The organism is Streptomyces sp. NBC_00258, from assembly GCF_036182465.1.
GTDB lineage: Bacteria > Actinomycetota > Actinomycetes > Streptomycetales > Streptomycetaceae > Streptomyces.
This window is the reverse complement of sequence record NZ_CP108081.1, coordinates 6180883-6206788: the sequence shown is the minus strand read 5'-3', so window position 1 is coordinate 6206788 and position 25906 is coordinate 6180883. Positions and strand designations below refer to the sequence as shown.

The window sequence follows — 25906 nt, the reverse complement described above, 5'->3', positions numbered from 1 at the left end:
GCGGTTCTCGGGCTAGGCGGCGACCCTGTCGGCGTTACGGCGCGTGACGGCGGCGACGACGTCGGCGCGCTTGATGCCGCGCCGGTTCTTGCCTTCACCCTCGTCCGTGGTGCCCCACACCTGGGTGGTCTCGACGCCCCACGGCTTGAGTGCGGAGGTGACGTTCTCGCCCTTCCAGCCCTCGTACACGTCGGGGCGCAGCTCGGCGAGGCGGGCGGCCACACGCTCGTTCCACACCTGCTCTTCGTCGGCGCCCACACTCTTGAGGATGTCGCCGAGCAGGTCCATGCCGACCGTCTCAGCTGGCCCCTCGCCGATGGCGTGGCCGGTGATGTTGCCGTACTCCTCGCGCATCTTCCGGGCGCGGGTGACGACCAGTTCGGCCTTGGGTGCGTCGACGAACGCGCTCGCGACGATGCGCGGGTCATCGCCCTCGCCGGCCATGTAGCAGATGCCCAGGTCACGACGGTTGAACATGGTGGCGCGGATGCCGGACTTGTAGGCGCCGGTGCTGAGGATCAGGTCGTTCGCCGTGTGGCCCATGACCTTGAGGGCGAAGCGCAGGACAGCGTTCGCGCTGATGCCGGTCGGCAGGGACTTCGCGTCGGGCCGCTGGGTGGCGTACATGCCGATGATGCCCAGCGCCGGCCCGCGCTTGGTGATGTCGGTGCAGATGCTCTCCAGCTCGGCGCCGTGCTTGTCGTGCTCGAACAGCACCTGGCATTCGTCGATGCTGATGGCGATGGGGTGCAGGCCAAGGGACTTGTCGTTGGCCAGGGCAGGCGTGACCTTGGACTCGGGGCAGCGGGAGCGCGGCAGGGACTTGATGACCTTTGCGCGGCGACGCAGCTCGGCCTTGATCTCGCGGAGGGCGTGAAGGATGTATTCGATGTCCTCGTCTTCCTCGCCGGCCCGGTAGCGGTGGCAGACCGGCTCAAGGGCGCCGAGGTCGCCGGTGCCCTTCAGGTCGAAGGCCAGCAGCATCGCCCGCGGGTCGAGGGCGCAGATCAGCATCAGCAGCCTGAGCAGGAATGTCTTGCCCATCCTCGGGATCGCGCCGATAACGATGGACGCGAACATGAGGGTGACCTCAACCCACCGCATCCGCTGGTCGTTGCCGAAGATGACGGGCTTGAACAGGTCGACCTGCCCGTCCTTCAACAGCGGCCACGCCGGCTTCGTGGTCTCGTTCATCGGCTTGTCGCCGACCCACAGCACCAGGCGCCCTTCGTGCTCGTTCTCGTCGCCGGACGGCCACACGCAGCCGACCTTGCGGCGCAGGCCAGAAGCGAGCTGCTCCCGCTTCTCCATGACGTCGTCCGGCGTAACCCCATACGGGAGGTCGAGGTCGGCGCGGTAGCCGGGCCCGTCGCGGGTGATTTCGCTGGTGAAGCGCATCCCGTCCATGTCGCCGCCCTTTTTGATGGCGGCTGAGATCTTCGGGTTGCTGATGGCGTCGAGGGCGCGCAGCACGATCAGGCCCGTCAGCTTCTGCAGCTCGGTGCGCATCACGGCCGGGCCGATGACGGGAGCGTCGGGCTGTTGCCCGAGGTACCCCATGGTGAGTACGCCGCCGGCTGCGAACGCGTACAGGAACTCGGGAGCGAGGACGTACAGCCACAGGGCGAAGCCGAGGCCGAACACCATGGCGACGACGGTGACCAGGCCGCGGAGGCGTACCCGGTTGCCGCGGAGGCGGGCGAGACGCATGTACTCCTCGACGTCCTCGGTCCGCACGGCGTAGTCCCGCAGGGGTGCGGCCTCCCGGTCCCACAACCACCTGTTCGTGGAGGCGATGAACCGGCAGGCGCCCCGCGGGGACATCATCGTCAGCTGTGTGCCGTACCAGGGGACGCGTACCCCGTGATACATCGCGGCGTACCCGGCGCGGGTCGCAGAGTGGCGTGCCGCGGTGACGAACTCGGTCCGGTCCTTCACCCATGGGGGCAGGATCGGCTTGCGCTTCTCGTCGGTGACGCCCGGCGCGGGCAGCTTCGGGTTGTCGACGGGTACGGGTGTACCTGCCGTACCTGCCTGCTCGGGTACATCGGGTACGGGGGTACTCGGCGGGGTGTCTGTCGGGGGAACGATGGTGTCCGTCATGCTTCTCTCTCCGGTCGCTCTACGGGGCGGTCTGGGACACGGGGCGCCCGGTGTACCTGTGCCGGGTACGGGCGCCCCGTGGTGTACCTACTTCCGGCGCTTGGCGTCCTCGCGCTTCTGGGCCTGCTCGCGGATGCGGTCGACGCGGTTCTCCAGGCGCTTGGTCGGCTTGCCCAGGCGCTCAAGTCGAGCGATGCGGGCGCCGAGGAGGACGACGGCCGCCAACTCGCGGTTGTTGTGCGGGTCTCGGCTGGTCGCAGCCATGTCAGTCCTCCGGGGTGGTCTCGGGCAGGGCCTGGGCGATGGCCGCGTAGGCGACTGCGACGTCGGCCCACAGGGCGCCGGCCGCGGCGAACGCGGGCGTCTGGGGGCGGAAGTCGTTGTGGTGGGCCATCCGGTCCGCCTCCCGGGCGAGGTCGGTGGCGTTGTCTGCGGCGATCACGGCCTGGGTGAGGGCCTGTTCGCGGGTCATGGATTCCTCCTGGTCGCGGGCCGGGTTGTCCGGCCCCACCGCCCGACAGAGGTCCCGGAAGAACCTCTGTGGGACGGAAGGGCAGGTCAGCGGCGGCGCAGCCGGAGGCGGACGAGGACGTGAACGACCTCGGGGCGGGTGACCTTGATGCCGCAGCCCACGGCCAGGCTCACGACGTCGTCGGGGCGGACGCAGCCGTGCTCCCGGTTGAGGTGGCGGGCGATACGGCCGATGCGGGACTGACGGTCGCGGACGGCGCGGGAACGAACACTCACGATGAACTCCTGTGCAGGTCTTAGGGGGTTAGGTACAGGGCGGGTACAGGCGGAGGTACAGCAGGTACGCCCCGCAGTCAGCGGCGCTTTCTCGCGGGGGCGTCGGGCCGGATCTTCGAGGCCGCCCAGCCGGCGGCGAGGATCACGCCGACCAGGGAGGCGCCGATCATCGGGATGTTCGCGGAGACGGCGCCGATGATCCCCATCAGCGTTCCGCCGACCAGGACCACCACGGCGCAGATGGCTGCGGTGCAGACGACGACCACGGCGAGGATCAGGAACGTGATGATGACGAGCCGCTGCATGGCCGGGTCGAGGCCCTGCTGTACGGGCGCCTGCACGACAACCGCGGGTGGGGGCTGACCGATGGTGAAGTGGACCGGCCGGCCCTGCTGGTCGTAGACGATGTTCGGCGGCCGGTGATGCGCGGCCGTCGGGTCGACGGGGTGGAGGTACTGGCGGTACTGCTCCGGCAGGTTGGACAGTTCGTCGCTCATCGCGTCCGCCTCCGCAGCAGGGGGGACCGCGCACCTACGGCGAGGCCGAGGCCGAACGCCACCAGGAGCGGCTTGGACAGGACCGCCGCGACCACGGCGAGAACGACCGCCAGCAGCGACGGGTACAGCAGGCACAGGCCCAGCAGGGCGCCGAGGAGAATCCACTTCATGACGTCACCGCCGTCAGCTCGTCACGGATGCGCTGCGCGCGGGGCTGGCCGATCCCGTACTTCTCCTTCAGGCGCCGTACTCCGGGCGTCTCGCCGGGGAAGTCGCGGCGTACCTGCGGGATGAGCGGGTCGGGGTACTCGTGCTCTTCGTCGGGCTCGTCATCCGGCCCGGGGTCGGGCACCTGCCGGTCGCTGTCGGGTACGTACTCGGCGTGCACCGCGGGCCGGGTACGGGGGTACTCGGCGGCGGGTACAGGCGTCGGAGTTTCGTGACGAATTTCGTGACGCAGGGCGCGGTGCAGCTCTCCCGGGCAGCCGAAGACCGGCAGCAGCCGGACACCCCCAGGTACGGCCTCGGGTACGGCAGGTACAGCCGCCTCGATCTCCGGGTACACCTCGGGTACACGCTCGACCGTGGCGGCCGGGAGGGTCTGGATAACATCCAAAGCCTCGGTCTCGACGTCCGACACGAGTTGCTCGTGTACCTGCCGCATGATGGCGGCGAAGGCGAGCAGCGCGGCCACCGGAGGAACCGCGGCGACGATGTACTCGAGCGGGTCCGCCCCCGTACCGACCCCGGCGACGTTCAGCGCGATGGACCCGAGCGAGCCGACCCCGGCCAGCAGGTAGGCGAACCAGTCCGCACGGCCGCGCAATGCGGCCCGCAGGATCAGCAGCTCCCCGGCGACGATGAACAGGTCGACCGTGCCGGGCCACGCCCACGCCCGGATGCCGCCGAGGCCGTTGTCGTCAGCGACGTCGTGCAAATGCTCATACGACAGCCAGAACGCTGCGGCCGTCAGGGTGACGGTCACAAGACCGGCACCGCCGGCAAGAGTCTGGCGTGCGCTGAGTCGCTTCATGAGTGCTGCTCCTTCTGCAGCTGGGCGTGCAGTTCGTCGATGCGGGCCTGCATCAGCGCCATCTCCGCGGCCATCACGACCGGGGAGGTCGCCTCGCGCGGCTGGGCCCTCTTGAGGGCGTGCAGGAAGCGCTGCATGTGGTGCGCTGTCAGCCGGTCGTAGGCGATGTCCAGGGCGTCCTGCGTCTCGCGGGAGATCCGGGCTTCCGGCGCCGTCGACCAGCGGGAGATCGTCCGCACGGACGGGCCGAGGTAGTCGCTGAACTGCTCCTGCGTCATCCGCAGGGCCAGCCGCAGCGCGTTGGCCTCCGCGCCGGTCCACGTGAAGATGAACGGCTTCTCGGGCTGGGCGTCCATCACTCGCCTCCTTCTCCGCCGAGGCGGGCGATGGCGTGGGCGAACAGGTTCTTGCCGTGCCGGTCGCCGACCGCGTTGGCGGTCACCAGGCCGGCGAACAGGACGGGATACGAGGGGAGTCGGCGCGGGCAGCGGTCCAGCTGCCGCAGCGCGGCATGCTCCGTGGGTCGCGGCACGGTGGTGTAGCGGCTCACTGCATCCCCCTGCGGATCCGGTCCAGCTCGTTGGCCTTCGTGTAGAGCTCGCTGGAGTACAGGCCGACCACCGCGGCCAGGCCGCGCAGCTCGTCGGGCTCCATGGGCGGGAACTCGTCGACGTCGAGCACCGGGAACGGCTCCGGCTGCTCCTCGGCGAACGGCGCCCACGAGATGCAGGCCGGCAGGAACTCGACACCCTCGAACTCCGCAGAGATCCACGGGCCCTTGTGCGTGACGTCCGCGCGGTGGCCGATCGGCTCGTTGTCGTGACCGGCACACCAAGCAGGCTCGTCGACGACGATCTCGCCGTGATCGACGGTCTGCAGGGTGACCGTGCCGCCCTCGTAGTACGGCCGCTGCACGGGCCTCGGCTCCGGCTCGGGGCGAGGCGAATATGCCCGGTCCATGGCCCGCTTCAGGGCCTGCATCTGCTCCGGGTGTTCGCCCCGCTCGATCTGCCCGGCGACCGACTCGACGAGGTCTTCCATGTCCCGCCACGACATCAGAGACAGCTGCGCCTCGACGTCGTAGCGGATCTGCTGGACGGTCATGTCGTCGGGGCTGCGCTCGATGTTCGTCGTCGCGTAGCCGGCCGCGAGCGCCGCGAGGATCTCCCAGCGGGACATGCGGTAGGCGACGCGCACGACGACGTGCGGCTCCGGCTGGTCGTCGTGGGCGTTCTGTACGTCGCTCGGCCCGTAGACCGGGGCCGGGCCCTCGCCGCGCTCGGCGGCGAGGAACGCGGCGGTCACCGGGAAGTGGCGCTCGACGAACTTCTGCGCGCGCTCGTCGTCGTTGCTCATGCCTGACCACCGCGGGCCTGCCGCAGGGCCTCGTCGGCCTGGGAGCGAAGCGCACGGCCGGACTTGGCGTCGAAGCGGTCGATGAGCAGGCGGCGGGCCTGGTCCTCGCGCATGTACTGCGACATCTCCGGCTTGATGCGCAGCTCCATCGCGCCCGGCTTCCCGTACAGGGCGGCCACCGCCTTACGGCCGATGTCCTCCGTCTCGACGACGGTCACTCCGAACGCCTTCAGCAGGTACGCGATCGGCATCGACTGCAGGTCGGTGCGGCTGAGTGTCGACCAGGCCGTGTCGTCGGCCTGTACGTGGCGCTCGTGGTCGTCGGCCTGCGCCTCGGCGAACTGGTCACCCAGCTCGATCAGCGCGCTCAGGTGCGCGCGGACCCGCCGGATCTCCTCGTCGAGCTCGATCCGGTTGGTCAGGATCAGGCCTACGCCGGTGCGACCCTCGGGAACGAGCTCGATGTACGGCTTGCCGTCTTCCTGGGAGAGCGGCCACTGACTGATGCGCGCCACGAGGATGCTCTGCTCGGCGCCCTGCGTCGCGAAGTCGAGGCTGACAGCCTCGCCCTGGTGGAGCAGGTCGCCGGGGGTGGTGAGGCCGCCGACGACATCGTCCGTGTGGTCGTCGTCGCAGAACTTGGGGCAGGTCGTGGTGAAGGATCCGCCTGCCTTCAGCGGGTAGGTGATGGTGCGGTCCGGCGCGGCCGGCGTCTGACTGGTGAACGTGGCGGGCGTGGTCTGTACGGTGTTCTGCACGGTCGTTCTCCCTGCTTGAAGGGATTCGGCCCAGGCCCCGGCAGAAGGTCGCAACTCCTGCCGGGGCCGTCCGCTTGTGCGGTGGCCGTGGGGTGGAGAGAAAGTCAGGCGGTGGGACTACTTCTCGGGCGTCACGCCGTCCGCACTGATCCAGGTGGTGTCACCGGAGTCCCACGCGACCTTCACGTGGGGCACTTCGTCGGCGTCCCCGGTGAGCTCCGCCTCGACGTCTTCGACGGTCCCCGCCTCGGTCCGGGTGCTGATGTGCGGCTTTCCGAGTCCGACTACGCGGGTTCCGATGACGCTCACAGCGCGACCGCCACGGCGGGCTCGACGGCCTCGACCTTGAGGGAGGGCGCGCACGCCTTCATCGGGACCGGGCCGAGCCCGTTCGCCTTGAAGATGCGGGTGATCTCCGCAAGGTCCGGGGTCTGACGACTGGACGGGGTGCGGAACACGCGCCACGAGCCGTAGATGCCGGAGGGCAGCTTGTCGAGGACCTTCTTCGCGGCACGCTTCCCACGGTCGGCGCGACGGGCCTGGTCGGCGGCACGCTCAAGCTCTCGGGCAGCGGCCTCGATCACGTCCGTGTCGGGCAGCTCGTCGGCCTCGTACAGGCCGGCCGGGTCCGGCGCCTCGACCGCGGTCTTCTGCTCGCCGAGCGAGGCGGGCCTGATGGCGGAGCGGACGGCGCCGAGCAGGCCGCGAACCGTGCGGGTGGCACGGGGGGACGTGAGAAGCTGAAACACAGCGGGACTCCTGGTTGCTCAGGTGATTCCGTGAGGCCCTCGGTCGGTGCGCTAACACCTTCCGGGGGCCGTTCTGTTGGTCCGTCTCGGGCCAACACCTGAAGAGTAGGGAACATCATGTTCCTCTGTCAACCTCTTCAACCTAGGCAAAGATGCTGATGTTGAGTAACCTCATGTTCCATGACGCTCATCGAACCTGCCGTGGCCTCGGCGCCCGTCGCCTGCGATGGAACACTGTGTGCCATGGATAAGCGCTCCCTCCAGCACGTCGCCGGCCGCTTCAGAGAGGCCGAGCAGCGGACCGAGATCCTGCGGCAGGAACTGGCTGTGGCCATCCGGCAGGCGGACGCCGACGGAGTGCAGCAGAAGGACATCTGCGAGGCGACCGGCTACACCCGGCAGCAGGTACGGAGGATCGTCAACGCTGCGGTGTCCGAGGATGACTGATCGGCCGCGGGTATCGATGGCCGTCATCGTGGATGGCGGCCGTCTCCTGTTGATCAGGCGCAGCGTCCGCGAGCGCGACCTCGTCTGGGCGCTCCCTGGCGGCAAGGTCGAATCAGGCGAGAGCGTCGAGCGAGCAGCCGTGCGAGAGGTGCGCGAGGAGACTGGCCTCACCGTCGAGGCGATCAAGCCTCTCGGTGAGCGGCTCCATCCCGACACTGGCCGGCTGGTCTCCTACACCGCATGCGCGGTGCTGGCCGGGACCGCATCGGCTGCCGCACCCCGTGAGGTCGCAGAGGTGGCGTGGCTGACGCGGAGACAGCTGCCGGAGTACGTGCCGGGTGGCCTGTTCGATTCTGTTGAGGTGTACCTCGACGAGGTATTGCCGGACTGAGGCGACGACCGCCTGATGGCACGGCGTTGGCACCAAGAGGACGGGTCCCGGTAAGTCGGGGTCCGACCCCGTCCGACAGCACTATGGGCATGACCTGCACGAGTCGGTCTTGAAGGGTTGCCCCCCGTCGTCGTCAGACGAGGGGCAACGCACTGCTAATGCGGTTTGGGACTTAAATCCCATCGAGGGTTCAAATCCCTCCGCCTCCGCCGAAGATCCCGTAAGCCCCGGTCATCACTGGCCGGGGCTTCGGTCGTTCCTTGATCGTTTCCGGGTGTCCCGTGGGCCTCGCCGAGGGCCGCTTCAGGGATGTCTGCGCAGGTCAGGCCGGGTCCGACAAACGGATTTCGCCTCACGCCGCCAGTCATGTAATGTTGTTCCCGCAACGCCGACCGGGAAGAAAAACCCGGAAGGAAGAGCGAACACAACAGAACACACAAGCACTCGTAGCTTAACGGATAGAGCATCTGACTACGGATCAGAAGGTTGCAGGTTCGAATCCTGCCGAGTGCACACAGGTAAGAGGCCCCGGAGAGATCCGGGGCCTCTTACGTTTCGGGGGCGTACAGCAGCGGAGTACAGCAACCGTGACCCGAGGGGCTCGCGGATGGGGTATCCGTGCGTACCGCACATGGCGACCGGGGGGTCATGGCACTTGTGCAGCGCGGGAGGGGCACCCATGAAGATCAAGATCGGCAGAGCGGGACTCACGACCATGGTCCTGGCGGCACTGGCGGCACTGGTGGGATGTGGAGGCGGCCCGGCCGGGCAATCAGAGGACTCGACAGCTCCTGCTTCAGGTGCACCGTCGTCGGCGCAAGCCCGTCTCTCTCCCGGGGATCTGCAGAGCCGATGGTGGACATGGGCGATGTCGGAACCTGAACCCACCAACCCGGTCGCTGACAAGGACGGAAGCGAGTGCGAGCGTAACCAGCCGCAGGACATGTGGTTCCTCGCGGGCACATTCGGCACTCGGGCCGAGCGCGCTTGCAGCATCCCTGACGGGGTCCCTGTCGCGTTCCCCCTGGTGAACCTGATGGGTGGCCCGGCGGACTGCGCAGACTTCATGAGCACGGCCAAGGGGTCAGCGGTCCTGGACGGCAAGAAGGCCGACTCGGAAACCATCCGAGGAGAGACGATCTCTGTGCAGGGCGTCGCCGGCAACCCCGTCACAGGCACGGACGAGCGCTTCACGGCTACCGGGTGCGGCCTCTGGGTCCAGTTGCCCCCGCTGAAACCCGGGAAGCACACACTGACGATTCGCGGTCAGGCACAGGACTTCTCCGTTGGTGTGGACTACTCCCTGACCGTGGATGCCGCGTAGGCGAAAGGCACGCAGGAGACCCCGGGTTCGGGGTCTCCTGGAGAGCCAGGCCACGGTTACGGGCCGCTCAGCCGGTGCCGAGGAGAAGTGTGGCAGCTGGTTGGCCGGTCAGGGGCCGATTCAGTCCTGCCGCAGGGTCAGGACGCAGAGCGAATGACCCTCGTCGGGGTCCCCGACATATGTCCAGAGTTTCAGCGTCTTGCCGTCTCGCAGGGCCTTGTAGGTGGAGTTCACGCGATCGGCTTCGAACGACACCGTAACGCTGCTCTGTCCCTCCCGGTCATCGTCACCCCAGGTACCCGATCCCGACCGGGGTTCGTTCTCCGGCCCGTAGGCAGAGATGTCGTAATCACCGCAGACATCATCGGCAGTGAACGTTCCGTCCGGTTTCAGCTCCAGCCTGCCGCCCGCGCCGTCGCCCCACATGGTCGCTGTCTGCGATCGGGGTAGCTCGGCCGGCTTGCCGTCAGGAACTGGCGCGAAGGCGAACCTGCCACATGCGACGAGGGCGAACGCGACGGGAACGAGGACCAGGACTGCCCGGTAGGAACGCAACTCACGCCACCCCAAAACCTTCGGCGGGACACACGAACGCCCCGAGTTCGACCAGCTGTCGAGCACGCGCTCGTCATCTTGGCAGCATTATTGAACATGTTCAATTTCTCTGGGTGGCTGGGCACGTGAACGCGCGCCCACCTGGGCAGTCAGTCCTCGGCCTTCGCGGGGAAGCGAACCAGGGGAACCGGCATCAGGCAGAGCGCGAAAGCCACCTGCGCCAGGACCGGGATGAAGAGGAGTGTCACGAAGTTCTGGAAGAGCAAGAACCATGTGGGCAGGAGGAGGAGCCCCGCCAGGCGGATACGGAATGCCGCCCCCTTGCGCTTGTTGAGCAGCCCGAACAACAGGATTACCAGCAGCGAGGGGATGCCCACCATGAGTCCCACCCAGGCAATGGGGCCGTCCCACAGGTAGTGGGCGGTGTCCTCCCAGTACGAGTGGGTGCGAGGCAGGTAGGACGCAAGCTCGTGCCGGCGGGGAGCTGTCAGGGCATAGACGAGCCATGCCGCCACCCAGATCAGCAGATAGCGACCGACGGCATCAGCGATGCACAAGCCGACACGGCCGAGCCGGCGCCAAGGAGAGGTGACCGCGAAGGGCATAGGGCATGGTTACACCTTTTTTGAACGCGTTCAAGAGCAGTGAGGGCTAGGCCAGGAGTGGCTGGCGGTCCGGTCGGCGGTACAGCAGCGGGGTGCCGCAGCCACGGCAGCCGACCCCGTCCTGTAGTGCCTCCCCGGGGCCGCTGACCGACCGGAACGACTGTCGCTGACCGATCTGTCCAGAGGTCAGGTTTCGCGGACCTCTTCGAGGTAGTCACTCATCAGCTTGCCGGTTCGGGTGAACCAGTCGTTCAGGACGGCGATTTCGGCGGGGGAGTAGTCGTCGAACTGTTCGGTCAGGCGGGCGTAGTACGGGCCGTAGAGGGCGGTGACGCGGTCGACCGCGGCCGGGACCGCGGCGATGCGTACGCGGCGGCGGTCGGACGGGTCGGACTGGCGGGTCACATAGCCCGCGCGTTCCAGGCGGTTGACGATGCCGGTGACCGCGCCGGTGGTGACGTGGGCGCGGGCGGCCAGGTCGCCTGCCGTGAGCAGGTGCTCGCCCGCCTCCAGGATGTAGCCGAAGCAGGTCAGGTCCGAGGCGTTCAGGCCCAGGCGCTGGGCCATCTCGTGCTGGGCGACCATGCTCGTGGCGATGACGTGGTCCATCGCCGAGAGGGTCTCCGCCGGGGTGGCCGGCGGACGCTGACGCGGGCCCGAGCCGCTCTCGCTCGCCCTCTTCTCACTCACCCGCTTCTCCTTCGTCTTCTCTCGCTCCTCATTCTCTCCCTGCCCGACATCTGGAACATCCCTTAGTTCGTAAGGTAAATTTCTTACTTGCTAAGAGGATCCGACTCTGGTCGTGCGTCGGCCAGGTCGGAAGGTCGGTACGCCAGTCGGTCAGGAGGTACGTACATGAGTGAGTCTCAATGATGGTGTCAAGCCGATTGGGCGACTGGCGGAGTGAGTGTGAAGCGCCTCTTGTCACGGAGCATGGCCCATAAGACGTCGACTCGGCGGCGTGCGAGGGCGAGCAGTGCCTGGGTGTGGATCAGTCCTTCGGCACGTTTCTTGAGGTAGTAGTCCCGGGAGGGGCCTGGGCGCATCATCGCGGTCTGCGCGGCCATGTAGAGGACGTGTCGCAGGCGGCGGTGGTAGCGCTTGGGCCGGTGGTGGTTACCGGTACGGCGGCCGGAGTCGCGTGACACCGGGGCCAGTCCCGCGTGGGCGGCCAGGCGGCCGGCGTCTGCGTAGCTGGACAGGTCTCCGACGATGGCGAGGAACTCGGCCCCGAGGATGGGGCCCATGCCAGGAAGGGATTCGATGACTTCTGCGCGTTCATCGAGGTGGAAGGCTTCGCGGATCTCCCGGTCGGTGTCTTTGATCCACTCGTCGAGCATGAGGAGCTGATGGGCGAGGTCGCAGACGAGTTTGGCGGCTCGCGTTTCGCCTGGCAGGGCGGTCACCTGAGATCGGGCTGCCTCGAGTGCGCCGGCGGCGACATTGGCTGCGTTGCGGACCGCGCGTCGTGCCAGCCAGTCCGCGAGCTGTTTGGCACCGGCCTGCCGCAGGGCGGACGGGGTCTGGTACTCGGTCAGCAGGATGACCGGCCCCTTGGCCGCCGAGTAGTCGAATGCCCGCTCCAGAGCAGGGCAGATGCCCACCAGGGCATCGCGCAGCCGGTTGATCAGTCGTACCCGGTCGGCTATCAGGTCGGCTCGATGTGCGGTGAGTAACTGGAGATCAGCCACGGTCTCGTTCGGCAGGCTCAGGGCTGTGAAGTCCTGGCGCATACGCGCGGTGTCTGCGATGACCAGGGCGTCTTTTGCGTCGGTCTTCCCTTCGCCGCGGTAGGCCCCGGACATTCGGCTGACCGTGCGTCCAGGCACATACACCACGCCTTGGCCATTGGCGATCAGCAGTGCGAGCAGCAGAGTTGAGGACCGGCCGCAGATATCCACCGCCCACTGCACCTCGTTGGCCATCTCGCATGCCGTCACGATCAGGGCAAGGATCTCGTCCTCACCGTTGATGACCTTTTTCGAGAACACTTTCTCTCCGCTGGCGTTTACTCCTACAGCCCAGTGATGGGTCTTGCCAGCGTCGATGCCGACCCAGACCTGCTCATGACGTTCCGTCACCGTCGTTGCTCCGTTCCTCTGGAAGCAGCACCCTCTGGGTCCGGGAACACTCCGCCGCCAAGCCCTTAACCAGCGATGACCGCAGTTCTCAATCAGCAGCCGGAGCGTCCCGAAGGACCGGGCAGCCACTCACTCAGAGCCATCAATGGCAGGTCACCATCAGCTACACCCAGTCCTCCCGGACCACGACCATTCTTAAGGGGCATCACCATGACGAAGGGCACACCGTTGCCGGGTGGACCGGTTGCGCTGTAGCCGTCGTGGGCACGTCGGTGGCCGGGGTCGGGATGTGTCTGGGGTCCGCGGCCGGGATCTGGCTGGGTCTCGGCGTCGTGGGGCTCGGTGTGCTGGTGACCTGGGGGCTGCATCTGGCGGGGTGGGGCAAGCCGCCCGGGATCCGGCCGGTGGCGGAGCGGGGTATGAGGGTGCGGGACCGTGCCGCGAGGGCCGGGCATCCCGCGTGCGTCGGGTGCCGGCTGGCCGGGCGGGGGCGTTCGGTGAGCACCCTCGTGGCTGCTTCCGCCCAGGGGGTCCAGGGGGTGCGGGGGGCTCAGCGGCCGGATGCCGCCTCGGGATCGGCTGCCTCTGCGTCTGCTCCGTCTGAGTCTGCCTCCTCGGGGTCCGTGGTCTGACGGCCGTTGCGCTGCCCGAGAGGCGTCGCGTTGTCAGTGGTGCCCTCTACGCTCGTGAGTGATGGCACAGGTGTGGAAATGCACGGGGCTTCGGTGGGGCGGAGAAGGGCCTGTGCTGACGTGGGACGGGGGGCGTCGAAGTGCGTTGCCGTGGGGGAAGCAGGTTGCGTTCGCTGTTGCCCGTGGGGGCGGGCGGACATGCGTGGGGGCGCGGGGGAACAGCTGTCCTTCGCGGGTCGCGGTGTCCGGGCGGAGTGTCGGGGCCCGGTGCGAGGAGTGCGCGCGGCTGGACCGGGCCCACTCGGTGGCCGCGGACACCATCGCCGACGATCCACGGCCCTACTCCGTCTATCTGGCGTGGTTCGGACCCGGGTTGGTCAAGGTCGGGATCACCGCCGTCGAGCGCGGGTCCGCCCGGCTCCTGGAGCAGGGTGCCGTCGTCTTCACCTGGCTGGGGCGGGGACCGCTGATGGCCGCCAGGCGGAGTGAGGAGTTGCTGCGTACGGCGCTGGGGTGCCGGACCGGATTCCGTACGACGCCAAGCGGGCCGTGCGGAGCGAGTTGCCGGACGCGGGGGTGCGGATGGCGGAGGTCCGGGAGCTGCATGCCCGGGCCGTGGGGCTGGGCGGGTGGCCCGAGGCGTTGGAGCGGATGCCGTTCGCGGCCGTCGATCACGCGGAGGTCTTCGGGCTCGGCGGGTTGCCGCCCGCCGCGGGTGTCGTCGGTGAGCTCGTGGCGGGGGGTGTCGTGAGCGGGGAGCTCGTCGCCGCCGCCGGGCCCGATCTGCATCTGCGGACCGGGCGTGGGGTCGTCGTGCTCGACACGCGGCTCATGACCGGCTGGGAATTGACCGGGACCGGCGGGGGTGAGCGGGATGCGCGAGGTGAAGTCACCGTGCCTGTGCGGGAGTTCGGTGGTGTTCAGGGCGGGCTCTTCTGAGGGCGGGGTGGAGGCGGGAGGAATGGTCAAGAGATCGATCCCTCGGGGATCCCCTTCGGTAAAGGCCCTGGACGTGGCGTGGCGGCCGGGCCGAGAGTTGGCGACATGAGCGATCACTCCCATGCGCCTGTCGCCGACCGTGCCTCTGTTGCCGATGCCTCCGCCACCCCTGTTCCTCCCACCCCTGTTCCCGCCGCCCCTGGCCCTGCCTCCGTTCCTGCCTCTGTATCCGCCCCAGCCGTTCCCGTCGCCGCGTACGAACCGCCGTACTACGCCGTCGTGTTCACCTCGGTGAAGACGGAGGAGGGCGGGCGGGACGGAGTGGCCGGAGGGTACGGCGAGACCAACGAGCGGATGGAGGAGCTGGTGGAGAAGATCCCGGGGTACCTCGGGATGGACTACGCGGGTTCCCCCGGCGGGCTGTCCATCACCGTCGGGTACTTCCGTGACGCGGACGCCCTTGAGCAGTGGCGGAGCGATGTCGAGCACCGGGCGGCGCAGAAGCGAGGGCGGGCCGAGTGGTACGAGCGCTACACCCTGCACGTCGCCAAGGTCGAGCGAAGCCATGGGTTCGAGCGTGAGCACGGCTGACGGGGTGGGTGCGGCGGACGGGACGGACCGGCCGGACGGCGACGACGGGAATGGCCTGGTGGATGTGACGGACGAGGCCCGTGAGGTGCGGCGGTTCTGGGAGGGGCTCGGGCTTCCCGGGCTCGTCGACGTCCATACCCACTTCATGCCCGAGCGGGTTCTGAAGAAGGTCTGGGAGTACTTCGACGCGCTCGGGCCGCTGACCGGTGGTGTCGAGTGGCCCATCACCTACCGGGCCGAGGAGCGTGAACGGGTCGGGCTGCTCCGGGAGTTCGGGGTGCGGGCGTTCACCGCCATGCTCTACCCGCACAAGCCGGGCATGGCCGAGTGGCTGAACCAGTGGGCTGTCGAGTTCGCCGGCCGGACCCCCGACTGCCTGCACACGGCGACCCTCTTCCCGGAGCCGGGCGTGGCGGCGTACGTCCAGAAGGCGGTGGACGAGGGCGCTCGGGTCTTCAAGGCGCACGTCCAGGTGGGGGCGTACGACCCGGCCGGCGAACTCCTGGATCCGGCCTGGGGGTTGCTCGCCGAGGCCGGGACGCCCGTCGTGATCCACTGCGGTTCGGGGCCCTCGCCCGGCAAGCACACCGGGCCCGATCCGATCGGGCGGGTGCTCGCGCGGCATCCGCGGCTGCGGCTGGTGTTCGCGCACATGGGGATGCCGGAGTACGAGGACTTTCTCGGTCTCGCCGAGCGGTTCGGCGAGGTGCGGCTGGACACGACGATGGCGTTCACGGACTTCAGTGAGCAACTCGCCCCGTTCCCCCGGCGGGCGCTCCCCCGGCTCGCCGACCTCGGTGACCGGATCCTGCTCGGGACCGACTTCCCCAACATCCCCTATCCGTACGTCCATCAGCTGCGTGTGCTGGAGGGGCTGGGTCTGGGGGACGAGTGGCTCCGGGCGGTCTGTCATGACAACGGGGCGCGGTTGTTCGGGCTGTGAGGAGAGGCATGGGCGGAGGAAGGGAACAGGCGGCGGGCGTCAGTCGGTGATGATGAGTTGCTCGTCCGTCGACAGGCCCCGCCAGGAGAGGCGGAGTGCTCCGTCGGTGACCTGGTGGACGTCGAGTTTCATGAAATAGACGTCGTCGTCGGGCACGGTCATGGCCGGCAGACGCAGCGTGTGGAGCGCGCGCCCGGTGCCCGCGTCGAGGACGAGCAACTCGGCCTCCCGGACACGGCGCTCGGCATCCGCCTCGGTGAGGAGGGGCTGGCGCACGAGGTACACCCGGCCGTCGGCGATCACACCTGAGCCGTACTCCTGGCCGGCCGGCGCCTTCAGCCGCCAGGCGAGGTGGCCGTCCTCGGTGTCGTAGGCGTGCAGGACGGTGTCATGGTCGCTGTCGCCGTTGCCCTGGGCATCGGTGGCCAGCAGCACGGTGCCGCTGCCCGCGCCGACCGGATTCCAAGCGGTGGTGTCCGGCCCGGCGCGCGGAGTGGCTCCTTCCCGGCTCATGTCGAGCAGTTGGACGGCCGGTGAGTCGTCCGAGTCCGGTGCCGGGGCGGCCAGCGTGTGTGCGTCGCCCCTGACCGCCCACTTGGGGTCGCTTATGCGCCGCTGCCAGTGGGCCTTTCCCGTCCGGTCGTCGACGCCGAGCAGGAGGTAGTACTGCTCGTTGTCCCTGTCGATACTCGCCACGTTGCACATCACCGGGACCGCGCTCACGTGGTCCGGCAGGGGGTACACGGCGTAGACGACCACGTCGGAGCAGGACTTGGGCGTCTTCGCCGTCCACAGGCTCCGGCCGTCGCGCTCGTCGAAGGCGCGCACGGCGCCGGGTGCCGCGGTCAGGGCCTGACCGGCGCCGAGGCTCACGCTGCGGAAGCCCTTGCCGTAGTCGAGGGCCTCGCGCCACAGTCGCTTGCCGGTGTGCAGATCGACACCGACCAGGGTGCTGTCCGAGTAGGCGATCACCACGGTGCGCCCCGACACGTCGAACGACATCACGACGGAGTCCTCGTCCTGTCGCTCGTAGCGCCAGTACTCCTTGCCGGTCCGCAGGTTCACCGCCCGTGCGCCGTGGGTCGTCCACTCCACGGACAGGCCGTGCACCAGGGCTCTCTCCCCCGTCTCACGGTGCATGACGTGCTCGGGCGCGACGGGTGCCTCGGTGCCGAACGCGGCGGGGAAGGGCCCCTGCGCACCCGTGACGACGTCACGGCTCTCGTACCACCGGAAGAAGAGGAGCACGGGGAGCATGAGCAGCCCGACCGCCATCGCCACGTACAACGGGTTGTCGCGCATCCGCAGGGGGCCCGGCTGTCCCAGCAGTTCCACAGGTCTGTCCGCACCCGCCACAACAGCCCCCCACAGGCCACCCCCTGATCACCATGACCGGCGGATGACGGATCCTCCCCCGCCACAGTCCGCCGGGGCAAGGAGTTCCAAGGTGTTCCCTGAGAGGCGGCTGTGCGTTTCTCAGGGAATTCACAGGTTCCAGAAAGCGTGTTCTCAGAGGCGCCCAGCAATGTGTTCGCTATGACCACGACCTCGCCCCAGGGGCGCACCGAACTGCTGAGGCCGGACGGGAGCCCCGTCCGAGTGCTTGTGGTGGACGACGAGCTGTCGATCACCGAGCTGTTGTCCATGGCCCTTCGCTACGAAGGCTGGCAGATCCGCAGCGCGGGTGACGGGACCGGTGCGGTGCAGACCGCGCGCGAGTTCCGGCCCGACGCCGTGGTGCTCGACATGATGCTGCCCGACATGGACGGTCTCGCCGTCCTCGGCCGGCTGCGGCGCGAGCTGCCCGACGTGCCCGTTCTCTTCCTGACCGCCAAGGACGCGGTCGAGGACCGGATCGCGGGCCTGACGGCCGGCGGCGACGACTACGTCACCAAGCCCTTCAGCCTCGAAGAGGTCGTGGCACGCCTGCGCGGCCTCATCCGCCGCTCCGGTGCCGCCGACCGCCGCTCCGACTCCGTCCTCGTCGTCGGTGACCTCACCCTGGACGAGGACAGCCACGAGGTGTCACGGGCCGGCGAGGGCATCCACCTCACCGCGACCGAGTTCGAGCTGCTGCGCTTCCTGATGCGCAACCCGCGCCGGGTGCTCAGCAAGGCGCAGATCCTCGACCGCGTGTGGTCGTACGACTTCGGCGGTCAGGCCAATGTCGTCGAGCTCTACATCTCGTACCTGCGCCGCAAGATAGACGCCGGTCGTGAGCCGATGATCCACACCCGTCGTGGTGCGGGGTATCTGATCAAGCCCGCGGTGTCATGAGCGGGCGACGACAGCTGCGGAAGCAGCGGCGCCGACAGCCTCGGACGCTGCGGACGCGGCTCGTCGTCTCGGCGGTCGCGCTCATCGCGGTGGTGTGTGCGGTGATCGGTACGGTGACGACGATCGCGCTGAGCCAGCACCTGTACGACCAGTTGGACACCTCGCTGAGCGATGTCGGCGACCGGGCCACCGGCGGCCCGGTGAGGCCGGACAGTCCGTCGGACCCGAAGGGCGAGCCTCCCGGGGGGCCGTTCGGTTTCATCACCAAGGGCGGCACGGAGGAGAACACCGTTGTCGCCCAGGTGAGTGACGACGGCGGAATCAGCGACGCGGTCGTCGCCAAGGAGAAGAACTCCGACAGCGAGGGCTTCGAGGGCATGGTCGCCGGCTCGCTCACCGAGGCGCAGAAATCCGCGGTCGGCTCCGTGTCGAAGACCGGGGAACACACCGTGGAGATCCCCGGGCTCGGTGAATACCGCGTCAAGTACGTCGAGGGCAACAGGGGCGGCTACTACGTCGCCCTGCCCACCGAGTCCGTCACCAGCACCGTCAACACCCTCATCCTCGTCGAGGTGAGCGTCACGGTGGCCGGCCTCGTCGCTGCCGGAATCGCCGGGTCCGTCCTCGTCACCGTCGCGCTCCGCCCCCTCCGCAAGGTCGCCTCCACCGCGACCCGCGTCTCCGAACTCCCCCTCCACAGCGGCGAGGTGACGCTCAACGAGCGCGTCCCCGAGTCCGAGACCGACCCCCACACGGAGGTCGGGCAGGTCGGCGCCGCCCTCAACCGCATGCTGGACCACGTCCACGGGGCCCTGCACGCGCGCCAGGAGAGCGAGACGCGCGTACGGCAGTTCGTCGCGGACGCGAGCCATGAGCTGCGCACACCGCTGGCGTCCATCCGCGGATACGCCGAGCTGACCAGACGCGGACGGGAGGAGACCGGGCCCGACACGAGACATGCCCTCGGCCGGATCGAGTCCGAGGCCGGGCGCATGACAGGGCTCGTCGAGGACCTGCTGCTGCTCGCACGCCTCGACGCCGGGCGGCCCCTGAGTTACGAGCACACCGACCTCTCCCCGCTGGTCGTGGACGCCGTGAGCGACGCCCGCGCGGCCGGGCGCGAACACAACTGGCGCCTTGAGCTGCCCGACGAACCCGCGCTCGTGCTGGCGGACGCCGCCCGCGTCCAGCAGGTCATGGTGAATCTGTTTGCGAATGCGCGAACGCACACACCTCCGGGCACGACCGTGACCGCACGCGTGCACCGTCAGGGACCCTGGGTGTGCGTGGACGTCCACGACGACGGTCAGGGCATTCCGCCGGACCTGCTCCCGCATGTCTTCGAGCGGTTCGCCCGGGGCGACTCGTCCCGGTCACGCGCCTCCGGATCCACCGGACTCGGGCTCGCCATCGTGCAGGCCGTCGCAGCCGCGCACGGCGGCGCGGTGACGGTCGACAGCGTGCCCGGACGTACCGTCTTTACCGTGCATCTGCCCGCGCTGGCGCCCGAGGACTCGCATTCTCATGAGGCCTTCATTTCCTCATCGAATTCGCAATCGTACTCACAGGCACAGCACAGCACGACCACATGGGTGCGACAGGGCGCTTGACGACAGTCGTCGTCATGCGAACCGAACCTTCTCCCGGCAACCTGCCGGCGCGGGAGCACCTCCCGGCCGGAAATGCCGGTACGCCTGTCCTGGACGTAGTGATCCCCGTCTACAACGAGGAGAAGGACCTCCAGCCGTGTGTGCTCAGACTGCGTGAGCACCTTGCCCGCACCTTCCCGTACGCGTTCCGCATCACCATCGCGGACAACGCGTCCACGGATACCACTCCCCTGGTGGCGGCGCGGCTGGAGGCGGAGATGCCCGAGGTCAGGGCGTTCCGGCTGGAGCAGAAGGGGCGCGGCAGGGCGCTGCGCACCGTCTGGTCCGCCTCGGACGCCCCGGTCCTCGCCTATATGGACGTCGACCTCTCCACCGACCTCAACGCGCTTCTCCCGCTGGTCGCCCCGCTGATCTCGGGTCACTCGGACCTGGCGATCGGCTCGCGGCTCGCCCGCAGCTCGCGGGTGGTGCGGGGGGCCAAGCGGGAGTTCATCTCCCGTACGTACAACCTGATCCTGCGGGGCTCGTTGCAGGCCCGCTTCTCCGACGCCCAGTGCGGTTTCAAGGCGATCCGGCGCGATGTCGCGCAGGTGCTGCTGCCGCTCGTCGAGGACACCGGATGGTTCTTCGACACCGAGATGCTGGTCCTCGCCGAGCGGGCCGGGCTGCGGATCCACGAGGTGCCGGTCGACTGGGTCGACGACCCGGACTCGACCGTGCACATCGTGAGGACCGCGACCGACGACCTCAAGGGTGTCTGGCGGGTGGGGCGCGCCCTGGCCACCGGTTCGCTGGCGCTCGACCGGCTCGCGCGTCCCTTCGGCGACGATCCGCGCGACCGCGAGATCAGCGACGTACCGAAGGGGCTGGCCCGCCAGCTCGTCGGGTTCTGTGTCGTGGGCGGTCTGTCCACGCTGTTCTATCTGCTGCTCTACAGCGGCTTCCGTACGTTCTCGGGGTCGCAGGTCGCCAACGCGCTCGCCCTGCTCGTCTCGGCGGTCGCCAACACCGCGGCCAACCGGCGTCTCACCTTCGGTGTGCGCGGCCGGGGCGGCGCGGTGAAGCACCAGGCGCAGGGCCTGGTCGTCTTCGGCATCGGGCTCGCCCTGACCAGCGGTTCGCTCGCCGCCCTGAACGCGGCGACGAACGACCCCGCGCACTCCACCGAACTGGCGGTGCTCATCGCCGCCAACCTCGCGGCCACCGTGCTGCGGTTCCTGCTCTTCAGGGCCTGGGTGTTCCCTGACCGGCGCGACGAGTCACCGTCGACCGTCGTCGCCTCGCACACACCCGCCGTGCCGGCCGGACCCGCGTCGCCCGTCTACGCGACGGCGCAGCGGTCCCCGTACAGCACGACGCCGGAGCCGTACGGCTCGGCGTCCGCTCCCTACGGCACGACTGCCTACGGCTCGACTCCGTACGGCACGACCCACTCTCCGCACGACCACCAGACCTGGGGGGACGCGACCATGCAGCTCCAGCCGGTGCGTCCGAACGATCACGATCCGAGGGACGCACGATGACGACGACTCAGCCCGACACGACCTATCAGGGGGGCGTCGGTCCCTCCGGGGGCGCGAGCCCCGACTGGGGACCGCCAGGCCCGACCGGGGCAACCGCCGTGCAGGAGCCCGTGGTTGCTCCGCCGGCCGCCCCCGAGGACGGCAGTCCCAAGCAGCCCTTCGTGCGCCGTCTGTGGCGCGGGCGGCCCGAGGACCACCGCTGGACGCGTCCCGCGTTCCTCGGCACGCTGCTGCTGATCGGCGCGCTCTACACCTGGAACCTCACGGCCTCCGGGTACGCCAACTCCTTCTACTCCGCGGCCGTCCAGGCCGGCAGCCAGTCCTGGAAGGCCTTCTTCTTCGGCTCGCTCGACTCGGCCAACGCCATCACCGTCGACAAGCCCCCGGCCTCCCTGTGGCCGATGGCCCTGTCGGTGCGGCTGTTCGGCTTGAACTCCTTCGCGATCCTGTTCCCGCAGGTGCTCATGGCGGTCGCCACGGCCGGAGTGCTGTACGGGGCGCTGCGCCGCCGGTTCAGCGCCGCGGCCGGCTTCATCGCGATGGCCGTCTTCGCGCTCACACCCGTCGCCGCGCTGATGTTCCGCTTCAACAACCCGGACGCGGCCCTCGCGCTCCTGATGGCCGTCACGGTCTACTGCGTGCTGCGGGCCATGGAGAAGGCGCAGACGAAGTGGCTGGTGTGGGCGGGTGCGGCCGTCGGTCTCGCCTTCCTGGTGAAGACCCTCCAGGCCTTCCTGATCCTGCCGCCGCTGGCCCTGGTCTACGTCGTCTTCGCGCCGACGACCCTGCGCAGGCGCATCGGCCAGGTGCTCCTCGCGGGCCTCTCGATGATCGTCGCGGGCGGCTGGTGGGTGGCGATCGTCGAACTGTGGCCCGCGTCCTCCCGCCCGTACATCGGCGGCTCGCAGAACAACTCCTTCCTTGAACTGACCTTCGGCTACAACGGACTCGGCCGCATCAACGGCGAGGAGACCGGCAGCGTCGGAGGCGGCGGGGGCGGCGGCTGGGGCGAGACCGGCTGGGACCGGATGTTCAGTTCCTCGATCGGCGGCCAGATCTCCTGGCTGATCCCGGCCGCGCTGATCGTGCTCGCCGCGGGCATCGCCCTCACCTGGAAGGCGAAGCGGACGGACACGGCCCGTGCCGCGTTCCTCGCCTGGGGCGGCTCGCTGCTGATCACCATGGTGATCTTCAGCTTCATGCAGGGCATCTTCCACGAGTACTACACCGTGGCCCTCGCCCCGTACGTCGCCGCCGTGATCGGCATGGGCGCGAGCGTGCTGTGGGAGGAGCGCGGCAAGGTGTGGGTCTCGCTCACCATGGCCGCCGGGGTGACGGCCACCGCGGTCTGGGGGTACGTCCTCCTGAACCGCTCCTCGGACTACCTGCCCTGGCTGAAGTGGCTGGTCCTGGTGGGCGGCCTGGTCGCCGCGCTCGGCCTGGTCTTCGTCTCGCGGCTCGGGCGCCGACTGGCCCTCGGGGTCGTCGGGTTGAGCTTCGTCGCGGCCCTCGCGGGTCCGACGGCGTACACCCTCACCACGCTGAACGAGGGCCACACCGGTTCGATCGTGACGGCCGGTCCGGCGGTCTCGGGCGGCAGGGGCGGACCCGGCGGCGGTGGCGGCATGGGCGGCGGCCCCGGTGGCGGCGGTATGCCGGGCCAGAACCAGCAGGGTGGCACCGGTCAGAACCAGCAGGGCGGCGGCATGGGGCAGCCCCCGACCGGCGGTATGCCGGGCGGCGGCCAGAACGGCCAGGGCCAGCAGAACGGCAACGGCCAGACCGGCAACGGTCAGACGGGCCAGAACGGCCAGACCCAGCGCGGTGGCGGCACAGGCGACGGCGGCGGTATGGGCGGCGGTGGCGGTATGGGCGGTCTGCTCAACGGCGCGAGCGTCAGCTCCGAGGCCAAGGCCCTCCTGGAGAAGAACTCCGGCGACTACACCTGGGCCGCGGCGGCCATCGGCGCCCAGAACGCCGCGAGCTACCAGCTCTCCACCGGTGACCCGGTCATGGCGATCGGCGGGTTCAACGGCAGTGACCCGTCGCCGACGCTGGCCCAGTTCAAGAAGTACGTGGAGGACGGGAAGATCCACTACTTCATCTCCTCCGGCTCCATGGGCGGCGGTGGCGGCGGCAGCAGCTCCGGCACCGGGACCCAGATCAGCGAGTGGGTGCAGGAGAACTTCAAGGAGGTGACGGTGGGTTCGTCCACCTTCTACGACCTGACGCAGCCGACGAGCTGACAACGGGAGGCTGCCGACCGGCTGGTCAGGAGAGCGGTGGCAGAGGGGTGGTGGCCGAGGCGGGAGTGCCTCGGCCACCACCCCTCTCTTTTTGTGTTGTACACCGTATGGGAGTTGTTCTACGGTGTATGGCATGCCAACCTCGCAAGGCCAAGCCCACCCCCAGCGCTGGCTGATCCTCGGTGTCATCTCCGTCGCCCAGCTCACCGTGCTGCTCGACAACACCGTGCTGAACGTCGCGATCCCCTCCCTCACCGAGGAGCTGGACGCCGGCACCGCGGACATCCAGTGGATGATCAACGCGTACTCGCTCGTGCAGTCGGGCCTGCTGCTCACCGCGGGCAGCGCGGCCGACCGCTACGGCCGCAAGAAGATGCTGGTCTGCGGACTCGTCCTGTTCGGCATCGGCTCGCTGGCCGCCGGACTGGCCGACAGCACCGGGCAGTTGATCGCCGCCCGCGCGGGCATGGGCGTCGGTGGCGCGCTCCTGGTCACCACCACGCTCGCCGTCGTGATGCAGATCTTCACGACGGAGGAGCAGCCGAAGGCGATCGCCATCTGGAGCGCGGTCGCCGCGCTCGGCTTCGCGACCGGTCCGCTGCTCGGCGGTTTCATGCTCGACCACTTCTGGTGGGGCGCGATCTTCCTGATCAACCTGCCGGTGGTGGCGCTGGCACTCTTCGCGGTGATCTCCCTCGTGCCCGAGTCCAAGAACCGGCGCGGCGACCGCCCCGACCTCCTGGGCGCCCTGCTCTCCACGATCGGCATGGCCTCCCTCGTGTACGCGATCATCTCGGGCCCGGAACACGGCTGGACCTCCGGCCGGGTGCTCGCCCCGGCGGCCACCGCGCTGGTGGTCCTCGCCCTGTTCGCGTACTGGGAGAGCCGGATCCCGTATCCGATGCTGGACCTGCACTTCTTCCGGGACCAGCGGTTCACGGGCGCGGTCTCCGGTGCCGTACTGATCGCCTTCGGCATGGGCGGCTCGCTGTTCCTGCTGACCCAGCACCTCCAGTTCGTCCTGGGGTACGGGCCGTTGGAGGCGGGGCTGCGCACCGCGCCGCTCGCGCTGACCATCGTGGCCCTCAACTTCACCGGTCTGTCGGCCAGGTGGACGGCGAAGCTGGGCAATCCGGTGTCGATCGCGCTCGGCATGACGCTGATGTCGGGCGGCCTGGTGTCGATCGCGACCCTCGCGGCGAGCGGGTACACGGGCACGCTGCTCGGGCTGGTGCTCATCGGCGCGGGCTCCGCGATCGCCGGCCCGGCCATGGCGCACGCCATCATGAGCGCGATCCCGCGGGAGAAGGCCGGCGTGGGCGCGGGCGTCAACGGCACGCTCAACGAATTCGGCATCGGGCTCGGTGTGGCGGTGCTCGGCGCCGTCCTCAACGCCCGCTTCGCCGCGCTGATCCCGGTCGCCGCGTCCTCCCTGCCGGCGGCGCTGGCGTCCGCGGAGTCGGCGGGCGAGCGCGCACGGATCACGGACGCGTTCGCCTCGGGTCTGGAGACCAGTCAGCTGGTGGGCGCGGCGGCGGTGTTCCTCGGCGGACTGCTGGCCGCGGCGTTGCTCCGGCGGGCGGAACGGGCAGACTCCGCGGTGACGATGGCGGCGTAGGGCCCGCTTAGCATCAGGGAGGGGGCGGACCTCGGTGTTCCGGGGCGCCCCCTCCGTAAGAGTTCCGAGGAAGGTGCGCCATGGTGAGGGCAGCCGACCGGGCCAAGCGTCCGGCGCGGACCAGCGTCTGGTTGGAGGGCAAGGCCCCGCGGGGCGGCGGTGCCCGGGGAGGACAGCCGTCGTCGCTCGACCGGGACCGGATCACCGAGGTGACGGTACGGCTGCTCGACGCGGAGGGACTGGCCAAGTTCTCCATGCGCCGGCTGGCCGCCGAGCTGAACGTGACCGCGATGTCCGTCTACTGGTACGTGGACACCAAGGACGATCTTCTCGAACTCGCCCTCGACGCGGTGTTCGGTGAACTGGAGCTGCCCGACCCGGAGCCGGGCGAGGACTGGCGCGAGCAGCTCCGGGCGCTGGCCGTCGGGTACCGGGCCCTGCTTGTCCGGCATCCCTGGGTGTCGCCGCTCGTCGGGACGTTCCTCAACATCGGGCCGCACTCCATGGCCTTCTCGCTGCGGGTGCAGGAGGTTGTGCGCAACACGGGGCTGCCGTTGCGGCGGCAGAGCGGCGCGATCTCCGCTGTTTTCCAGTGGGTGTACGGGTTCGGCACGATCGAGGGGCACTTCGTGCAGCGGTGCGCGTCCGCGGGGATGACGCAGGACGAGTACTTCCACCAGGCCATGAGTACGTTCAGCGGGCATCCTCAGTTCGCGGAGAACTATGAGAGTGCGGCGGGGCTCATGGAGGCGCGCGGGGGTGACACGGTCGAGGAGATGCGGGAGCGGGACTTCTCCGTGGCGTTCGAGTTGGTGGTGGCGGGGATCGAGAGCATGGTTGCCCGAGAGACCGGTGGGTGAGTGGCTGCCGCCGGTTTGTGT

The 25906-nt window shown here is 69.1% G+C and carries 30 protein-coding genes, 1 tRNA gene and 1 pseudogene; 14 read left to right on the top strand and 18 right to left on the bottom strand.

The genetic code is table 11. From position 1 onward, the window contains the following. Positions 1–12: 12 nt before the first annotated feature. The 13 genes from OG718_RS27660 to OG718_RS27600 all read right to left on the bottom strand — a co-directional run bounded on the left by OG718_RS27660 (position 13) and on the right by OG718_RS27600 (position 7243). Positions 13–2103, bottom strand: coding sequence for a cell division protein FtsK (locus OG718_RS27660; RefSeq protein ID WP_328845448.1), 2091 nt, complete (start codon positions 2101–2103; stop codon positions 13–15). 87 nt (positions 2104–2190) lie between these two features. Continuing rightward, positions 2191–2367, bottom strand: a complete 177-nt coding sequence (locus tag OG718_RS27655; protein WP_328845447.1) for a hypothetical protein — start codon at positions 2365–2367, stop codon at positions 2191–2193. A gap of 1 nt (position 2368) precedes the next feature. Continuing rightward, the gene (locus OG718_RS27650; protein WP_328845446.1) at positions 2369–2575 is read right to left on the bottom strand and encodes a hypothetical protein; all 207 of its coding nucleotides are present in this window, start codon (positions 2573–2575) and stop codon (positions 2369–2371) included. Between the two features lie 86 nt (positions 2576–2661). After that, a complete protein-coding gene (locus OG718_RS27645) occupies positions 2662–2850 on the bottom strand; it encodes a hypothetical protein (protein ID WP_328845445.1) in 189 nt (62 codons plus the stop codon). A 77-nt stretch (positions 2851–2927) separates the two neighbouring features. After that, positions 2928–3347, bottom strand: a complete 420-nt coding sequence (locus tag OG718_RS27640) for a hypothetical protein (protein WP_328845444.1) — start codon at positions 3345–3347, stop codon at positions 2928–2930. Continuing rightward, positions 3344–3517: a hypothetical protein gene (locus OG718_RS27635; protein ID WP_328845443.1), complete on the bottom strand. Its 174-nt coding sequence runs from the start codon at positions 3515–3517 to the stop codon at positions 3344–3346. Before OG718_RS27635 ends, OG718_RS27640 begins: the two co-directional genes overlap by 4 nt. Beyond that, positions 3514–4380: a DUF2637 domain-containing protein gene (locus tag OG718_RS27630; RefSeq protein WP_328845442.1), complete on the bottom strand. Its 867-nt coding sequence runs from the start codon at positions 4378–4380 to the stop codon at positions 3514–3516. Before OG718_RS27630 ends, OG718_RS27635 begins: the two co-directional genes overlap by 4 nt. Next, positions 4377–4736, bottom strand: coding sequence for a helix-turn-helix domain-containing protein (locus OG718_RS27625; protein WP_328845441.1), 360 nt, complete (start codon positions 4734–4736; stop codon positions 4377–4379). Before OG718_RS27625 ends, OG718_RS27630 begins: the two co-directional genes overlap by 4 nt. Beyond that, entirely contained in the window at positions 4736–4930 is a 195-nt protein-coding gene (locus OG718_RS27620) for a hypothetical protein (RefSeq protein ID WP_328845440.1), read from the bottom strand. Before OG718_RS27620 ends, OG718_RS27625 begins: the two co-directional genes overlap by 1 nt. Beyond that, positions 4927–5736: a DUF6907 domain-containing protein gene (locus OG718_RS27615; protein WP_328845439.1), complete on the bottom strand. Its 810-nt coding sequence runs from the start codon at positions 5734–5736 to the stop codon at positions 4927–4929. Before OG718_RS27615 ends, OG718_RS27620 begins: the two co-directional genes overlap by 4 nt. Beyond that, the gene (locus OG718_RS27610; RefSeq protein ID WP_328845438.1) at positions 5733–6494 is read right to left on the bottom strand and encodes a DUF6907 domain-containing protein; all 762 of its coding nucleotides are present in this window, start codon (positions 6492–6494) and stop codon (positions 5733–5735) included. The genes OG718_RS27615 and OG718_RS27610 overlap by 4 nt, the downstream gene beginning before the upstream one ends. Positions 6495–6611: 117 nt before the next feature. Continuing rightward, positions 6612–6803: a hypothetical protein gene (locus OG718_RS27605; RefSeq protein WP_328845437.1), complete on the bottom strand. Its 192-nt coding sequence runs from the start codon at positions 6801–6803 to the stop codon at positions 6612–6614. Further along, positions 6800–7243, bottom strand: a complete 444-nt coding sequence (locus OG718_RS27600; protein WP_328845436.1) for a hypothetical protein — start codon at positions 7241–7243, stop codon at positions 6800–6802. Before OG718_RS27600 ends, OG718_RS27605 begins: the two co-directional genes overlap by 4 nt. 243 nt (positions 7244–7486) lie before the next feature. Here OG718_RS27600 and OG718_RS27595 point away from each other — a divergent pair, with 243 nt between their 5' ends. From OG718_RS27595 to OG718_RS27580, 4 genes are all read left to right on the top strand, one after another. Beyond that, positions 7487–7690, top strand: a complete 204-nt coding sequence (locus OG718_RS27595; RefSeq protein WP_328845435.1) for a helix-turn-helix domain-containing protein — start codon at positions 7487–7489, stop codon at positions 7688–7690. Continuing rightward, complete coding sequence (locus tag OG718_RS27590; protein ID WP_328845434.1) at positions 7683–8081, top strand: NUDIX hydrolase; 399 nt, start codon at positions 7683–7685, stop codon at positions 8079–8081. The genes OG718_RS27595 and OG718_RS27590 overlap by 8 nt, the downstream gene beginning before the upstream one ends. 440 nt (positions 8082–8521) lie before the next feature. Continuing rightward, positions 8522–8594: transfer RNA gene (locus OG718_RS27585), tRNA-Arg, on the top strand. Positions 8595–8760: 166 nt separating this feature from the next. Beyond that, positions 8761–9405: a signal protein gene (locus OG718_RS27580; RefSeq protein WP_328845433.1), complete on the top strand. Its 645-nt coding sequence runs from the start codon at positions 8761–8763 to the stop codon at positions 9403–9405. A 120-nt stretch (positions 9406–9525) separates the two neighbouring features. Here the strand turns inward: OG718_RS27580 and OG718_RS27575 are convergent, their stop codons facing one another. The 4 genes from OG718_RS27575 to OG718_RS27560 form a co-directional block, all read right to left on the bottom strand. Further along, positions 9526–10026 (bottom strand): hypothetical protein, encoded by a 501-nt coding sequence (locus OG718_RS27575; RefSeq protein WP_328845432.1) that lies wholly within the window; start codon positions 10024–10026, stop codon positions 9526–9528. Between the two features lie 83 nt (positions 10027–10109). Beyond that, positions 10110–10565: a hypothetical protein gene (locus OG718_RS27570; protein WP_328845431.1), complete on the bottom strand. Its 456-nt coding sequence runs from the start codon at positions 10563–10565 to the stop codon at positions 10110–10112. 186 nt (positions 10566–10751) lie between these two features. After that, complete coding sequence (locus OG718_RS27565; protein WP_143643441.1) at positions 10752–11174, bottom strand: MarR family winged helix-turn-helix transcriptional regulator; 423 nt, start codon at positions 11172–11174, stop codon at positions 10752–10754. A gap of 269 nt (positions 11175–11443) precedes the next feature. Further along, positions 11444–12646: an IS110 family transposase gene (locus OG718_RS27560; RefSeq protein ID WP_328845430.1), complete on the bottom strand. Its 1203-nt coding sequence runs from the start codon at positions 12644–12646 to the stop codon at positions 11444–11446. 191 nt (positions 12647–12837) lie between these two features. Between OG718_RS27560 and OG718_RS27555 the strand changes: the two genes are divergently transcribed. The 4 genes and pseudogenes from OG718_RS27555 (at position 12838) to OG718_RS27540 (ending at position 15751) form a co-directional block, all read left to right on the top strand. Beyond that, positions 12838–13278, top strand: a complete 441-nt coding sequence (locus tag OG718_RS27555; protein ID WP_328847841.1) for an HGxxPAAW family protein — start codon at positions 12838–12840, stop codon at positions 13276–13278. Positions 13279–13339: 61 nt separating this feature from the next. After that, positions 13340–14217, top strand: a pseudogene (locus OG718_RS27550) (DUF2797 domain-containing protein). A gap of 105 nt (positions 14218–14322) precedes the next feature. Next, positions 14323–14808, top strand: coding sequence for an antibiotic biosynthesis monooxygenase family protein (locus OG718_RS27545; protein WP_143643402.1), 486 nt, complete (start codon positions 14323–14325; stop codon positions 14806–14808). Then, positions 14783–15751, top strand: coding sequence for an amidohydrolase family protein (locus OG718_RS27540; protein ID WP_443055145.1), 969 nt, complete (start codon positions 14783–14785; stop codon positions 15749–15751). Before OG718_RS27545 ends, OG718_RS27540 begins: the two co-directional genes overlap by 26 nt. Positions 15752–15790: 39 nt before the next feature. Here OG718_RS27540 and OG718_RS27535 read toward each other — a convergent pair whose 3' ends face one another. After that, the gene (locus OG718_RS27535; protein ID WP_328845429.1) at positions 15791–17086 is read right to left on the bottom strand and encodes an outer membrane protein assembly factor BamB family protein; all 1296 of its coding nucleotides are present in this window, start codon (positions 17084–17086) and stop codon (positions 15791–15793) included. A gap of 201 nt (positions 17087–17287) precedes the next feature. On the opposite strand from OG718_RS27535, the gene OG718_RS27530 reads away from it, so the two are divergent. The 6 genes from OG718_RS27530 to OG718_RS27505 all read left to right on the top strand — a co-directional run bounded on the left by OG718_RS27530 (position 17288) and on the right by OG718_RS27505 (position 25885). Next, entirely contained in the window at positions 17288–18028 is a 741-nt protein-coding gene (locus tag OG718_RS27530) for a response regulator transcription factor (RefSeq protein WP_055616400.1), read from the top strand. After that, the gene (locus tag OG718_RS27525; RefSeq protein ID WP_328845428.1) at positions 18025–19638 is read left to right on the top strand and encodes a sensor histidine kinase; all 1614 of its coding nucleotides are present in this window, start codon (positions 18025–18027) and stop codon (positions 19636–19638) included. The genes OG718_RS27530 and OG718_RS27525 overlap by 4 nt, the downstream gene beginning before the upstream one ends. A gap of 14 nt (positions 19639–19652) precedes the next feature. Next, positions 19653–21161 (top strand): bifunctional glycosyltransferase family 2/GtrA family protein, encoded by a 1509-nt coding sequence (locus OG718_RS27520; protein WP_328845427.1) that lies wholly within the window; start codon positions 19653–19655, stop codon positions 21159–21161. Continuing rightward, positions 21158–23407 (top strand): ArnT family glycosyltransferase, encoded by a 2250-nt coding sequence (locus OG718_RS27515; protein WP_328845426.1) that lies wholly within the window; start codon positions 21158–21160, stop codon positions 23405–23407. The genes OG718_RS27520 and OG718_RS27515 overlap by 4 nt, the downstream gene beginning before the upstream one ends. Positions 23408–23540: 133 nt before the next feature. Further along, positions 23541–25025 carry an MFS transporter gene (locus tag OG718_RS27510; RefSeq protein ID WP_328845425.1) on the top strand — a complete coding sequence of 495 codons (1485 nt, stop codon included), beginning with the start codon at positions 23541–23543 and terminating at the stop codon, positions 25023–25025. Positions 25026–25105: 80 nt separating this feature from the next. Beyond that, a complete protein-coding gene (locus tag OG718_RS27505) occupies positions 25106–25885 on the top strand; it encodes a TetR/AcrR family transcriptional regulator (protein WP_143643409.1) in 780 nt (259 codons plus the stop codon). The last annotated feature ends 21 nt before the right edge of the window (positions 25886–25906 follow it).

Coding starts and splice junctions, on each gene's coding strand:
- OG718_RS27590 (WP_328845434.1), top strand. CDS start 7,683: ATGACTGATCGGCCGCGGGTATCGATGGCCGTCATCGTGGATGGCGGC.
- OG718_RS27640 (WP_328845444.1), bottom strand. CDS start 3,347: ATGAGCGACGAACTGTCCAACCTGCCGGAGCAGTACCGCCAGTACCTC.
- OG718_RS27520 (WP_328845427.1), top strand. CDS start 19,653: ATGCGAACCGAACCTTCTCCCGGCAACCTGCCGGCGCGGGAGCACCTC.
- OG718_RS27565 (WP_143643441.1), bottom strand. CDS start 11,174: ATGGACCACGTCATCGCCACGAGCATGGTCGCCCAGCACGAGATGGCC.
- OG718_RS27580 (WP_328845433.1), top strand. CDS start 8,761: ATGAAGATCAAGATCGGCAGAGCGGGACTCACGACCATGGTCCTGGCG.
- OG718_RS27595 (WP_328845435.1), top strand. CDS start 7,487: ATGGATAAGCGCTCCCTCCAGCACGTCGCCGGCCGCTTCAGAGAGGCC.
- OG718_RS27570 (WP_328845431.1), bottom strand. CDS start 10,565: ATGCCCTTCGCGGTCACCTCTCCTTGGCGCCGGCTCGGCCGTGTCGGC.
- OG718_RS27650 (WP_328845446.1), bottom strand. CDS start 2,575: ATGACCCGCGAACAGGCCCTCACCCAGGCCGTGATCGCCGCAGACAAC.
- OG718_RS27660 (WP_328845448.1), bottom strand. CDS start 2,103: ATGACGGACACCATCGTTCCCCCGACAGACACCCCGCCGAGTACCCCC.
- OG718_RS27525 (WP_328845428.1), top strand. CDS start 18,025: ATGAGCGGGCGACGACAGCTGCGGAAGCAGCGGCGCCGACAGCCTCGG.
- OG718_RS27545 (WP_143643402.1), top strand. CDS start 14,323: ATGAGCGATCACTCCCATGCGCCTGTCGCCGACCGTGCCTCTGTTGCC.
- OG718_RS27630 (WP_328845442.1), bottom strand. CDS start 4,380: ATGAAGCGACTCAGCGCACGCCAGACTCTTGCCGGCGGTGCCGGTCTT.
- OG718_RS27510 (WP_328845425.1), top strand. CDS start 23,541: ATGCCAACCTCGCAAGGCCAAGCCCACCCCCAGCGCTGGCTGATCCTC.
- OG718_RS27530 (WP_055616400.1), top strand. CDS start 17,288: ATGACCACGACCTCGCCCCAGGGGCGCACCGAACTGCTGAGGCCGGAC.
- OG718_RS27540 (WP_443055145.1), top strand. CDS start 14,783: ATGGGTTCGAGCGTGAGCACGGCTGACGGGGTGGGTGCGGCGGACGGG.
- OG718_RS27625 (WP_328845441.1), bottom strand. CDS start 4,736: ATGGACGCCCAGCCCGAGAAGCCGTTCATCTTCACGTGGACCGGCGCG.
- OG718_RS27515 (WP_328845426.1), top strand. CDS start 21,158: ATGACGACGACTCAGCCCGACACGACCTATCAGGGGGGCGTCGGTCCC.
- OG718_RS27505 (WP_143643409.1), top strand. CDS start 25,106: ATGGTGAGGGCAGCCGACCGGGCCAAGCGTCCGGCGCGGACCAGCGTC.
- OG718_RS27635 (WP_328845443.1), bottom strand. CDS start 3,517: ATGAAGTGGATTCTCCTCGGCGCCCTGCTGGGCCTGTGCCTGCTGTAC.
- OG718_RS27655 (WP_328845447.1), bottom strand. CDS start 2,367: ATGGCTGCGACCAGCCGAGACCCGCACAACAACCGCGAGTTGGCGGCC.
- OG718_RS27615 (WP_328845439.1), bottom strand. CDS start 5,736: ATGAGCAACGACGACGAGCGCGCGCAGAAGTTCGTCGAGCGCCACTTC.